Consider the following 12,437-nt stretch of genomic DNA (forward strand, 5'->3'; position numbering starts at 1 on the left):
CGGGCGAACGGGCCGGCAAGACGGTCGCGTCACCGCGGCGAGAGCCGTGGTGCCGAGGAACGTCCGGGCTCCGCAGAGCAGGGCGGTGGGCAACACCCACCCGGGGCGACCCGCGAGACAGTGCCACAGAGAACAGACCGCCGTCGGCTCCGGCCGGCGGTAAGGGTGAAACGGTGGTGTAAGAGACCACCAGGGGCCGGAGTGATCCGGTCCGCTCGGTAAACCTCGCCCGGAGCAAGGTCAGACAGAGGACGATGCGGCTGCTCGTCGGGTCCTCGGGTAGACCGCTGGAGGGTCACGGCGACGTGGCTCCGAGAGAGATGGCCGTCCAGCGCCCGCCGAGAGGCGCGGCGTGAACAGAACCCGGCGTATCAGCCGACCCCTTCGCCACGAGATGCCCCGCCCCGGCGGGGCATCTCGCGTCTCCGCCGGTTGCTTCGCGCTCCCGCCCGCAGTCAGCGCGACGGCCTGCGGTGGCGGTTCCCGGGTCTCGATACACCCTTGCGCGGCTACTCGTTGAGACTGGCGCATGCCATCTCTCGCGCTGCCTCCTGCGGACGAAGCGGTGCATCACGACGTCCGGCAGGCGACAGTGCCGGAGGACGGTCCTGAGACGACGCTGCGGATCGACCGCCGAGTACCAGGTGCCCCCGCCCCCGTCCTGGCTCACCGCGACCGCTGAACCCTGAAAGTCTGAAAGTCTGATCACGTCCGTCCGCCATGGCGCCACGCACCAGGCGAACCGGCGAAGCGCGTGCCAGCGTTTCGCCGTAGCCGTCCGCACCCCGCTCCCCGGAACGCGTCACCTCCCGAGGCCGACCGCGCCTCGGCGGGCGGGGACCGCCGAGGAAAAAGACTCAGCCCCGCCCTGCGAGCGCGGCCGCGCCGAGGATGCCGGCGTTGTTGCGGAGCGCCGCCGGGATGATCGGGGTGCGCAGGTCGAGCAGCGGGAGGAACTCGTCGTGGTGCTTGGAGATGCCGCCGCCGACGATGAAGAGATCGGGCCAGAGCAGCGCCTCGAGGTGGGAGTAGTAGCGCTGCAGGCGCTTCGCCCAGTGCTTGTAGTCGAGATCGTCGCGCTCCTTGGCGGCGAACGAGGCCTTCTTCTCGTAGTCGCCGCCGTGGATCTCGAGGTGGCCGAGCTCGGCGTTGGGGATGAGGATCCCGTCGTGGATCTGCGCCGTCCCGATGCCGGTGCCGAGGGTGGTCATGATGACCAGGCCCTCCTTGTCCTTCGCCGCTCCGAAGCGCGACTCGGCGTAGCCCGCCGCATCGGCGTCGTTGACGAAGAAGATGTTCCGGCCGATCGCGTCCTCGAACAGCTTCTCGGCCTCGAGGCCGATCCACTCGTCCGACACGTTCGCCGCCGACATCGTCCGTCCGTGGACGACGACGGCGGGGAAGCAGATGCCGACCGGGGTGTCCGAGGGCAGGTCCGGGATCTTCTCGAGGATCTGCTGGACGGTGGCGACGATGTCCTTCGGCGTGCCGCCCGGGGGAGTGGCGAGCTTCATCCGGTCGCTGAGCAGAGTGCCCGCGGCCAGGTCCACCGAGGCCCCCTTGATGCCCGTTCCCCCGATGTCGATCCCGATGGCGGTCGCCGCAGCAGTCATAGCGGCCATGCTAGCGAAGGGCGGGGGTGCGGACCGACGCGGGCTGCGGCGTAGGATCGCGGCATGGCTGACGGCGACGCGAACTCCTGGTGGTACAACCTCAAGGCCGGCACGGTGGAGCAGGGCTTCGTGTCCCCCTCCGTCGACCGGGTGGGCCCCTTCTCCTCTCGCGAGGAGGCGGAGCACGCCCTCGAGCGGCTGCACGAGAACAGCCGCAAATGGGCCGAGGAGGACGCCGCCGAGGACCGCTGACCGCGGCTACTCGTAGCTGTGCTCGGCGCCGGGGTAGGCGCCGGACTCCACGTCGTCCCGGTACGCGGTGACCGCTCCGGTGAGCACGCCGCGCAGATCCGCGTACTGCTTCACGAAGCGGGGGATGCGGCCGGTGGTGAATCCGGCGAAGTCCGTCCACACGAGCAGCTGTCCGTCGACGTGCGGTCCCGCTCCGACTCCGATCGTCGGGATGCGCAGCTCCTCCGTCACTTGACGTGCCGCGTCCGCGGGCACCATCTCGAGGACGACGGCGAACGCCCCGGCCTCCTGGACGGCTCGCGCGTCGGCGAGCAGCTGCTCGATGCCCTCGCCGCGCCCCTGGACCATGTGGCCGCCGAGTCCGTGCTCGCTCTGCGGCGTGAAGCCGATGTGCGCCATCACGGGGATGCCCGCCTCGACGATGCGCCGGATCTGCTCGGCGGAGCGGACCCCGCCCTCGAGCTTCACCGCGTGCGAGTGCGTCTCCTTCATGAAGCGGAACGCCGTGTGCAGCGCGTCGTCGGCACCCGACTCGTAGGAGCCGAAGGGCATGTCGGCGACGACGAAGGCGCGCTCGACGGCTCCGGCGACGGCACGCGCCAGCGGGATGAGCTCGTCGACGGTGACGGGCAGAGTGGTGTCGTAGCCGAGCACCGTGTTGCCGGCGGAGTCGCCCACGAGGAGGAAGTCGATCCCGGCGTCGTCGAAGATCTTCGCCGTCAGCTGGTCGTAGCTGGTCAGCCCGGTGATGCGGACACCGGTGTCCTTCGCGTTCTGGAAGTGGCGGGTTCGAACGCGTTTCACGGGCTGCGCTGACATGGGCGCCAGTCTACGGCGCGCCTCGGGCGCCCCGCGGGCCCCGGTCGGAGGCAGTAGCCTGAGGGTCGAAACAGGAGGGGTCTGGATGGACAAGCAACGGGACTTCGTTCTTCGCACCATTGAAGAGCGAGGGATCAAATTCGTTCGCCTCTGGTTCACCGACGTCGTCGGCACGCTGAAGTCGGTCGCGATCGCGCCGGCCGAGGTGGAGGGCGCGTTCGCGGAGGGGCTCGGCTTCGACGGCTCCGCCATCGAGGGCCTCACCCGCTCCTTCGAGGCCGACGTCCTCGCGCATCCGGATCCGTCGACCTTCCAGATCCTCCCGTGGCGCGGAGAGATCGACCCGACGGCGCGGATGTTCTGCGACATCACCACGCCGGACGGCCAGCCCGCCGTCGCCGACCCGCGCAACGTGCTCAAGCGCACGCTGGCGAAGGCGGCCGAGCGCGGGTTCACCTTCTACACGCACCCCGAGATCGAGTTCTACCTCCTCAAGTCGTCGTCCTTCGGCGCCGAGGGTCCGGAGCCGGTCGACTCCGCCGGGTACTTCGACAACGTCCCCGGAGGCACGGCGCACGACTTCCGCCGCCGCTCCGTGCGCATGCTGGAGGATCTGGGCATCTCGGTCGAGTTCAGCCACCACGAGGCGGGCCCCGGCCAGAACGAGATCGACCTCCGCTACGCGGACGCGCTCACCACGGCCGACAACATCATGACCTTCCGCACCGTGATCAAGGAGGTGGCGATCGAGCAGGGCGTCTACGCGACGTTCATGCCGAAGCCGCTCTCCGGGCACCCCGGCTCGGGCATGCACACGCATCTCTCGCTCTTCGAGGGCGACGTGAACGTGTTCTACGAGCAGGGCGCCCAGTACCAGCTCTCGAAGCTCGGCCGTCAGTTCATCGCGGGCCTGCTCAAGCACGCCCCGGAGATCACCGCCGTGACGAACCAGTTCGTCAACTCCTACAAGCGGCTCTGGGGCGGCGACGAGGCGCCCAGCTACGTCTCGTGGGGCCACAACAACCGGTCCGCCCTCGTGCGCGTCCCGCTCTACAAGCCCAACAAGGGGCAGTCGTCGCGCATCGAGTACCGGGCGCTGGACTCCGCGGCGAACCCCTACCTGGCGTACTCGCTGCTCCTGGCAGCCGGGCTGAAGGGCATCGAGGAGGGCTACGAGCTCCCGGCCGAGGCCGAGGACAACGTGTGGGCCCTCTCGGACGCGGAGCGCCGGGCGCTCGGCTACGGCGCTCTGCCCGCCAGCCTCGACCGCGCCATCTCGCTGATGGAGGAGTCCGAGCTCGTGGCCGAGACGCTGGGCGAGCAGGTGTTCAACTTCGTGCTGCTCAACAAGCGGAAGGACTGGGCCGAGTACCGCGCCCAGGTCACGCCGTACGAGCTGCGCAGCAACCTCGAGATGCTCTGACGCCTCGGCCATGCCCCGCGAACGCTCCCTCCGCGATGTCGCACGCCTCGGCTTCGCCGCGCTCGGCGAGACCGGGGCACGGCTGGCCGAGGCGGAGGAGCTGGCCGGGCGGCAGCTCGAGTCGGTGCTGCCCTCCTTCGCCCGGGTGGCGGACCCGGACGAGGCGCTGCTCGCTCTGATCGACCTGCTGCGGCGGCACCGCGACCGGATGGACGCGGTCCTCGCCGACGACGAGGCCCTGACCCGGCTGCTTCTGGTGGTGGGAGCCTCCTCCGGCCTCGCCGATTTCCTCCAGCGCCGGCCCGACGAGCTCGCCAGCGTCCTCGAGCCGGTGCGCACGCTCCCCGGGCGCGCCGAGATGAAGGCCGAGCTGCTCGAGTCGGTCGGCGCCGTCGACGGCTTCTCGTCGCTCCGGGAGGAGGCGGGCTGGACGGCGCTGCGCGTGCGGTACCGCCGCCTCCTCACCAGGATCGTCGTCCACGACCTGAGCCAGGCCGACCCCGTCGCGGCGATCGACCGGGTGACGAGGGCGCTGGCCGACCTCGCCGGAGCCGCGCTGGAGGCGTCCCTCGCCGTGGCGCGGACCGAGCTGGTCGAGGGCGCGGGTCCGGGTCGCTTCGGCCGCGACGAGGTCGCCGCCACCCGCTTCGCCGTCATCGGCATGGGCAAGGCGGGAGCGTCCGAGCTCAACTACGTCAGCGACGTCGACGTGATCTTCGTCGCCGAGGGCGACCCGGAGAAGGAGCTGACGAACGCCCGTGCGATCGACGTCGCCACCCGGCTCGCCGTGCTCCTCATGCGCGGAACCTCTGCGCTGGCGATGGAGCCGGAGCTCTGGGAGGTCGACCCGAACCTGCGCCCGGAGGGCAAGCAGGGCGCGCTCGTGCGCACCCTCGAGTCGCACATCACTTACTACGACCGGTGGGCGAAGAGCTGGGAGTTCCAGGCGCTGCTCAAGGCGCGTCCGCTCGCCGGCGACCAGGAGCTGGGGCGGGCGTACGTCGACGCGGTCGCGCCCAAGGTCTGGTCGAGCGCCTCCCGCGAGAACTTCGTCGAGTCGGTGCAGCGGATGCGGGAGCGGGTCACCGAGAACATCCCGCAGAACGACGTCCACTACCAGATCAAGCTCGGGCCCGGCGGCCTGCGCGACATCGAGTTCACGGTGCAGCTGCTCCAGCTCGTCCACGGGCAGACCGACGACGAGATCCGCATGCCCGGGACCCTCCTCGCCCTGGGCGCCCTCGCCGACCGCGGGTACATCGGCCGCTCCGCCGCCGAGGAGTTCGCGCAGGACTACCGGGCACTCCGGCTGCTCGAGCACCGCCTCCAGCTGCGGCGCCTTCGGCGTACGCACCTGATGCCGCGGGACGAGCACGAGCTGCGGACCCTCGCCCGCTCCAGCGGGCTCGCCCGCACGGCGGAGGAGCTGCTGAGCGTCTGGAACGGGATCAAGCACCGCGTCCGGGGCCTGCACGAGCGCCTGTTCTACCGTCCGCTGCTCTCCGCGGTCGCCGCGCTCTCCGACGGCGGCGCCGAGCTGTCCACCGGCCAGGCGGAGGCGCGCCTCGCCGCCATCGGCTTCGCGGACGCCCGCGGGGCGCTCGGCCACATCGCCGCGATGACCTCGGGCGTCTCGCGCCGCGCGAGCATCCAGCGCCACCTCGTGCCGGTGATGCTGCAGTGGTTCGCCGACGGACCGGACCCCGACTACGGCCTGCTCGCGTTCCGGCGCCTCAGCGATGCACTGGGCGGGACGCCCTGGTTCCTCCGGATGCTGCGCGACTCGTCCGGAGCCGCCAAGCGGCTCACCACGGTGCTCTCCGGATCGCGCTTCGTCGGCGAGCTGCTCGACCGCATCCCGGAGTCGGCGGCCTGGCTCGAGGACGACGACGCCCTCCGCCCCCGCAGCGCCGCCCAGCTCGCCGAGGAGGTGCGCGCCGTGCTCGCCCGGCACGAGACGCCCGACGCGGTCGCCTCGGTCCTCCGCTCGATGCGCCGGCGCGAGGTGCTGCGGACCGCCATGGGGGGCGTGCTCGGCCTCAGCTCGATCGAGGAGATCGCGACCAGCCTCACCGACATCATCAGCGCACTGCTGGTCGGCGTGCTCGCCGCCATCCGGCGCGGCAGTGCGACCCGGCCCGGCGCCGACGCGGAGTTCGCGATCATCGGCATGGGCCGGTACGGAGGGGCGGAGCTGGGCTTCGGCTCCGACGCCGACGTGATGTACGTCCAGCGACCCGGCACCGCCGAGCCGCACCAGGCCCAGCTCTACTCGCAGTTCGTCGTCGCCGAGCTGGTCCGGCTCACGGAGGACTCCCGCCTGCCGCTCGACCTCGACGCCGACCTGCGGCCCGAGGGCAAGAACGGGCCCCTCGTGCGCTCCCTCGACTCCTACCGCGCCTACTACGCCCGCTGGTCGCTGACCTGGGAGGCGCAGGCGCTGCTCCGGGCGCGGGGAGTGGCGGGGGACCAGGCGCTCATCGAGGACTTCGAGGAGCTGGCTGACGGGGTCCGCTACCCGGGAGCGGTCTCCGACCGCGACATCCGCGAGGTGAAGCGGATCAAGGCACGGGTCGAGAGCGAGCGTCTGCCGCAGGGCGCCGACCCCCGCCGTCACCTCAAGCTCGGCCGTGGATCGCTGAGCGACGTCGAGTGGCTGGTGCAGCTCCTCCAGCTGCAGCACGCGCGGCGGACCCCGGCGCTGCGGACGACCTCGACCCTCACCGCCCTCGCGGTCGCGGAGGAGGAGGGCATGGTCGGCCCGCAGGACGCGGAGCGGCTGCGCGCCGCGTGGATCCTCGCGTCCCGTGTCCGCTCGGGCACCACGCTCTGGGGCAACCGCACCAGCGACGTCCTCCCGACCGACCGCCGGCAGCTCGAGGGCGTCGCGCGCCTGCTGGAGTACCCGGCCGGGTCCGCGACGGCGCTCGAGGACGACTACCTCGGCGTGACCCGCCGCTCCCGCGCGGTCTTCGAGCGCCTGTTCTACGGGCCGGCCGCGGGAGACGCTCCATCCTACCGCTGACGCCCGCGCGCCGGGGACGGCGAAGGGCCGCCCCTCCGAGGAGGAACGGCCCTTCGGCAGTGCTGCGGGATCAGACCCCGTAGTACAGCTCGAACTCGAACGGGTGAGGACGCTGCGCGAGGGGCTTGATCTCCTTCTCGCGCTTGTACTCGATCCAGGTGTCGATGAGCTCCTGAGTGAACACGCCGCCCTGGAGGAGGAAGTCGTGGTCGGCCTCGAGGGCGTCGAGAGCCTCGCCCAGGGTCGCGGGGACCTGCGGGATGAGCTTCGCCTCCTCGGGGGGCAGCTCGTAGAGGTCCTTGTCGACCGGCTCGTGCGGCTCGATGCGGTTCTTGATGCCGTCGAGGCCCGCCATCAGCTGCGCGGCGAACGCGAGGTACGGGTTGCCGGAGGCGTCGGGCGCACGGAACTCGATGCGCTTGGCCTTCGGGTTCGTGCCCGTGATCGGGATGCGGATCGATGCGGAGCGGTTGCCGGCCGAGTAGACCAGGTTGACCGGCGCCTCGAAGCCCGGGATCAGGCGGTGGTACGAGTTGACCGTCGGGTTCGTGAACGCGAGGACGGCGGGGGCGTGCTTGAGCAGGCCGCCGATGTACCAGCGCGCGAGGTCCGAGAGACCGCCGTAGCCGTTCTCGTCGTAGAAGAGCGGCGTGCCGTCGTTCCACAGCGACTGGTGGGTGTGCATGCCCGAGCCGTTGTCGCCGAAGAGCGGCTTCGGCATGAACGTGGCGGTCTTGCCCCACTGCTCGGCCGTGTTCTTGACGATGTACTTGAACTTCAGGATGTCGTCCGCCGCGTGGACCATCGTGTCGAAGCGGTAGTTGATCTCGGCCTGGCCGCCGGTGCCCACCTCGTGGTGCGAGCGCTCGAGGATGAGGCCGGCGTCGATCAGCTTGAGGCAGATGTCGTCGCGGAGGTCGGCCTGCTTGTCGACGGGGCTCACCGGGAAGTAGCCGCCCTTGTAGGGCGTCTTGTTGCCGAGGTTGCCGCCCTCCTCGACGCGTCCCGAGTTCCAGGCGCCCTCGACCGAGTCGACGGAGTGGAACGCGGAGTTCTGCGTGATCTCGTAGCGGACGTCGTCGAAGATGTAGAACTCCGCCTCGGGAGCGAAGAACGCGGTGTCGGCGATGCCGGTCGACGCGAGGTACTTCTCGGCCTTCTTCGCGACCTGACGCGGGTCCTTGGAGTAGATCTCGCCGTTGCGCGGGTTGTAGATGTCGAAGACGAGGATCAGCGTGCGCTCGACGCGGAACGGGTCCACGTAGGCGGTGGTCACGTCAGGGATCAGCTGCATGTCCGATTCGTGGATGTTCGCGAATCCGCGGATCGAGGACCCGTCGAAGAGCTGACCGACGGAGAAGAACTCCTCATCGACAGTCGAGGCGGGGATGTTGAAGTGCTGCTGGACACCGGGGAGATCGGTGAACCGGATGTCGAGGAACTTGACGTCCGTGTCCTTGATGAACGAGAGCACCTCGGAAGAATCTTTAAACATGCAAAGGTCTCCAATGGCGTAACGGGGTGCTGCAGAGCGCAGCCGTTCCAGGGTAGTGACGGGGGGTTTCCCCACCGTGTCCCTGTTGTTTCCGACATGTTACGGGGCCCGTCCGGGGTCGGGCTCCACGTCGCCTGCCGGACCACCCGCTCCTCGGTCCGCTCCGAGACGCCGCGGATAGGATCGGAGGATGCCAGCCGCCGACCGCAGGACCTTCGCCGACGCCGCCCCGAGCTCGTACCCGGGGGAGCGTCTCGGCCTCCCGCGAGAGGGCCGCCTCTCGGTTGGACGGTCCGGCCGCCGCATCGCCGCCCTGGCCGTCGACTTCGCCGTCGCCGCTCTCCTGTCGCTCGCGTTCTTCGACTACGACCGCTGGGCGAGTCTGCTGCTGTTCGTCCTGCTGCAGGTCGTCTTCATCCCCACCATCGGCGGCAGCATCGGGCACCGCCTGCTCGGGATGCGCGTCATCCGTCTCGGCGGGGGCTGGGTCGGTGTGTGGCGCCCGATCGTGCGCTCGGTGATGCTGGCCGTGCTGGTACCGGCGCTCGTCTGGGACTCGGACCAGCGCGGCTTCCACGACAAGGTGGCCGGGACGGTTCTCGTCCGCTACTGACTCGCGCCGCAGACGGAGGAGGCCGGCCGGGAGAGATCCCGACCGGCCTGTCGTGTCATGCGTCAGCGCGATCGCTGAGGGCGCACCTTGAAGGGATCGACGCCCTTCGGGATGGGCAGCGACGTGTTGAGCGAGGAGAGCCGGTTCTTCACCGCGAGGACCTCGGCCTTGGTGAGGACCTTCTTCGTCTTCGAGAGGCGGCTGGGCACCTTGTGCAGCGGAGTCGCATCGGCGTCGGAGCCGACGTGCACGAAGGTGACGGGGACGTTCGGCAGGATCCGCGACACCTTGCGCCGCTCGTCCTCGAGCATGCGCTTGGTGCGGGAGGCGGGGCCCTCCGCGATCAGCACGACGCCTCCGCGGCCGACCGCGCGGTAGACGGCGTCCTGGGTCTTGCCGTTGACGGCGACGGGCATCTCCCCGCCGGTCCAGGTGCCGCGCAGTCCGCTTCGCAGGACGGCGCCGACCGCGCCGGGCTGCCCGGCGATCTGCCCGTAGGCGGCGCGCTCGGCGCGGCGCGAGAGCACGGCGAGTCCGGCGACCAGGCCGGCCATCACGCCCACGATGATCCACAGCGCGATCACGAAGCCGTTGCCGTTGCCGAGCAGGATGCCGAGGAGCACGCCGAGCAGGATCGGGAGCAGGAGCGCGAGGAGGATGATCCAGACGGCGCTGCTGTCGTAGCGGCGGGTCATCTGGAACACCTGCCACATCTGCTTGAGACGTCCGGGTTCCTTGACCGCCTTCGTCGACGGTTCCGTGCTGCGTGCCATGACGTCAAGGATACCGAGCGGGAGCGCGGCGGCGGACCCCGGACGCGGATCCGACTCCTCCACAGAGGGCACGTGCGCCGATCCCTCCACCGATCGGGATCGGCGGGCGTCCTCCGCCTCGGCCTGCGGTCAGGCTCGCCTCATGACGAGCAGCGGGACGGTCCAGGGCCGGAGGATCGGCGGAGCGCGGACGGGGAGGCGGCGGACGCCTGCGCCGGACGCCGCATCGCCGGCCGAGCGGACGATGCGACCGCGGGAGGCCGAGTCGCTGCAGGCGTCGCCGGTGGCTCGGCTCGCCGAGCACCGCCACCGCGAGCGCATCGTCCGGGTGGAGTCCTCTCCGAGGAGGTGCATCGTCTCGACCGCCCCTCCCGTCGTCGCCACGCTCGAGAGGTTCCTGCGGGTCGAGCGGGGGATCGGACTCGGCGCCGCGGTCACCCTCCTCGCCCCCGTGGTGGGCGCGGTCCGCTCGGCCGCGCTCGAGGGAGCATGGCTGGCTCCGACGACGGACGACATCGGCCTGACGGAGGAGGGTCGGCCGCTGCTGCTGCTGACGACGCCCGTCGTCGACACCCCACGTGCGGCGCGCGACGCGCTGCAGCGGGTCCTGGAGCGCCTCGGGATGCTCTGCCCGGAGCTGCCGGTCGCCGCCCTCGCGCGGCACCGCGACCTGCTGGCGCTGGAGGGCAACCTCTACGGACTCGCTGATCCGCAGGGGATAGGCGAGGCGGTGCGGGCGCTGCCGACGTCCGGCGCGGATGCACGGGGTCGGGAGGCGGTGCCTGCTCCGGCTGCCCGGCACAGGCGGGTCCATCCGCTCGACGGCTGGCAGGACCGCCTCCGGGCGTTCGTCGTCCGGCGTCGGGGACCGCTCTCCGTCGGGACGGCGATCGTGCTGGGAGCGGTGCTCGCCGGTCCGCTCGCGGGCGGGCCCGGTCGGCAGGTGCAGGATGCGCAGGCGTCGACCGCAGCCGCGCCCGTTCCGGCTCGGTCGGCTCCGCCGGCTGTGGCGACCGCGGCGCCGCCGGCTCCGGTCGCGGCGGCCTCGCGCGACGCCGAGCAGGCGGCGGAGGTGCTGATCGACGCGGTGCGCGCGTGCGGGGACCGGGAGTGCGCCCGCGGGCTGGTCACGGCGGACTCGCCGCTCGGCGACGCAGCGGACGGCCCCTTCTCCATTGTCCCGGAGACGGGGGAGGCCTCGGCCGTCCTCGTCGACGTGAACGGGGCATCGGCGGTCGTGCACCTCCGGACGGCCCCGGGGACGACAGCGGCCTCCGTCCTGATCATCAGGACGGAGGCCGGCTGGCTCATCCGCGACGTCTACACCGGAGCGGCCTCGTGAGAGGCGCGCTCAGGGGGAGCGTCTCAGATGCCGAGGTCGTTCTCGAACGAGCCCTCCTCGAGGCGCTCCTTGATCGCGACCAGGAAGCGCGCCGCGTCGGCTCCGTCGACCGTGCGGTGGTCGTACGAGAGCGCGAGGAAGACGGTCGAGCGGATCGCGATGGCGTCAGCACCGTCCACCTGCACGACGGCCGGCTTCTTGGTGACGATGCCGGTGCCGAGGATCGCGGTCTGCGGCAGGAACACGACGGGAGTGTCGAACAGGGCCCCGCGCGAACCGGTGTTGGTCAGCGTGAAGGTGCCGCCGGCGAGCTCGTCGGGCTTCAGCTTGTTGTTGCGGGTGCGCTCGGCCAGGTCTCCGATGGTGGAGGCGATCTGCGCGAGGTTCAGCTCGGACGCGTTCTTGAGGACAGGGGTCAGCAGGCCGCGCTCGGTGTCGACGGCGATGCTGATGTTCTCGTGGTCCGGGTAGACGATCGACTCGCCGTCGAGGGTCGAGTTGATCACCGGGTAGGCCTTGAGCGCCTCGGCCGCCGCGAGGGCGAAGAACGGGAGGAAGGACAGCTTGGCGCCGGTCTTCTCCTGGAAGCTCTTCTTGACCGAGTCGCGGAAGCGGGCGACCGCCGTGACGTCGACCTCGATGACCGAGGTGAGCTGGGCGCTCGTCTGCATCGACTCGACGGCGCGCTGCGCGAGGACCTTGCGCAGGCGCGACATCGGCTGCGTGGTGCCGCGGAGCGGCGACGTCTCGAGCGGGGTGCGCGCGGCCTTGGCGGCTGCGGCGGCGGGCGCCGAGACCGGGGCGGCCGGAGCCGACTTGGCGGCCTCGACCGCGTCGAGGACGTCCTGCTTGCGGATGCGGCCGCCGACTCCGGTTCCCGTGAGGGTGGAGAGGTCGATGCCGTTCTCGCCGGCGAGCTTGCGCACGAGCGGGGTGACGTAGCCGGGGTTGGAGTCGGTGGGCTCCGGGGAGGCGGCGGCTACGGCTTCACCGGAGCCGGCGCCACGGGAGTCTAGGTGCGCGCGCTGATCGCTCTGGCCGAGGGCTTCGCGAGCGATTAGTAGGGTCGATGGGGCGGGGGA

Annotated in this window: 10 protein-coding genes and 1 other RNA gene; 6 read left to right on the forward strand and 5 right to left on the reverse strand. The window is 71.0% G+C overall.

What is annotated here, in order from left to right; genetic code table 11:
- Window positions 1–8 precede the first annotated feature (8 nt).
- An RNA gene (gene rnpB / locus C5C39_RS11520) (RNase P RNA component class A) lies at window positions 9–387 on the forward strand.
- A gap of 470 nt (window positions 388–857) precedes the next feature.
- On the opposite strand, the gene ppgK is transcribed toward rnpB, so the two are convergent.
- Window positions 858–1,613: a polyphosphate--glucose phosphotransferase gene (gene ppgK / locus C5C39_RS11525; RefSeq protein WP_104239180.1), complete on the reverse strand. Its 756-nt coding sequence runs from the start codon at window positions 1,611–1,613 to the stop codon at window positions 858–860.
- 63 nt (window positions 1,614–1,676) lie between these two features.
- Here ppgK and C5C39_RS11530 point away from each other — a divergent pair, with 63 nt between their 5' ends.
- The gene (locus tag C5C39_RS11530; protein ID WP_104223671.1) at window positions 1,677–1,865 is read left to right on the forward strand and encodes an SPOR domain-containing protein; all 189 of its coding nucleotides are present in this window, start codon (window positions 1,677–1,679) and stop codon (window positions 1,863–1,865) included.
- A gap of 6 nt (window positions 1,866–1,871) precedes the next feature.
- Here the strand turns inward: C5C39_RS11530 and panB are convergent, their stop codons facing one another.
- A complete protein-coding gene (gene panB, locus C5C39_RS11535; RefSeq protein ID WP_104353420.1) occupies window positions 1,872–2,684 on the reverse strand; it encodes a 3-methyl-2-oxobutanoate hydroxymethyltransferase in 813 nt (270 codons plus the stop codon).
- 85 nt (window positions 2,685–2,769) lie between these two features.
- On the opposite strand from panB, the gene C5C39_RS11540 reads away from it, so the two are divergent.
- Together C5C39_RS11540 and C5C39_RS11545 are read left to right on the forward strand one after the other, a co-directional pair.
- On the forward strand, window positions 2,770–4,107 hold the full coding sequence (locus tag C5C39_RS11540; RefSeq protein ID WP_068253236.1) for a glutamine synthetase family protein: 1,338 nt from the start codon (window positions 2,770–2,772) through the stop codon (window positions 4,105–4,107).
- Window positions 4,108–4,117: 10 nt separating this feature from the next.
- On the forward strand, window positions 4,118–7,132 hold the full coding sequence (locus C5C39_RS11545; protein WP_104353421.1) for a bifunctional [glutamine synthetase] adenylyltransferase/[glutamine synthetase]-adenylyl-L-tyrosine phosphorylase: 3,015 nt from the start codon (window positions 4,118–4,120) through the stop codon (window positions 7,130–7,132).
- Between the two features lie 70 nt (window positions 7,133–7,202).
- Here the strand turns inward: C5C39_RS11545 and glnA are convergent, their stop codons facing one another.
- Window positions 7,203–8,627 carry a type I glutamate--ammonia ligase gene (glnA, locus tag C5C39_RS11550; protein WP_104223668.1) on the reverse strand — a complete coding sequence of 475 codons (1,425 nt, stop codon included), beginning with the start codon at window positions 8,625–8,627 and terminating at the stop codon, window positions 7,203–7,205.
- Window positions 8,628–8,817: 190 nt separating this feature from the next.
- Here glnA and C5C39_RS11555 point away from each other — a divergent pair, with 190 nt between their 5' ends.
- The gene (locus C5C39_RS11555; RefSeq protein WP_104295487.1) at window positions 8,818–9,240 is read left to right on the forward strand and encodes an RDD family protein; all 423 of its coding nucleotides are present in this window, start codon (window positions 8,818–8,820) and stop codon (window positions 9,238–9,240) included.
- 62 nt (window positions 9,241–9,302) lie between these two features.
- On the opposite strand, the gene C5C39_RS11560 is transcribed toward C5C39_RS11555, so the two are convergent.
- A complete protein-coding gene (locus tag C5C39_RS11560; RefSeq protein ID WP_104223728.1) occupies window positions 9,303–10,013 on the reverse strand; it encodes a DUF4191 domain-containing protein in 711 nt (236 codons plus the stop codon).
- A gap of 283 nt (window positions 10,014–10,296) precedes the next feature.
- On the opposite strand from C5C39_RS11560, the gene C5C39_RS11565 reads away from it, so the two are divergent.
- Window positions 10,297–11,355, forward strand: coding sequence for a hypothetical protein (locus C5C39_RS11565; RefSeq protein WP_146083924.1), 1,059 nt, complete (start codon window positions 10,297–10,299; stop codon window positions 11,353–11,355).
- Window positions 11,356–11,378: 23 nt separating this feature from the next.
- On the opposite strand, the gene sucB is transcribed toward C5C39_RS11565, so the two are convergent.
- Window positions 11,379–12,437, reverse strand: a 1,059-nt coding sequence (gene sucB / locus C5C39_RS11570) for a 2-oxoglutarate dehydrogenase, E2 component, dihydrolipoamide succinyltransferase (RefSeq protein WP_104353425.1), incomplete at its 5' end; no start/stop codon positions are given.

Origin of the sequence: Rathayibacter sp. AY1F3 (genome assembly GCF_002931975.1) — a bacterium.
Classification (GTDB): domain Bacteria; phylum Actinomycetota; class Actinomycetes; order Actinomycetales; family Microbacteriaceae; genus Rathayibacter.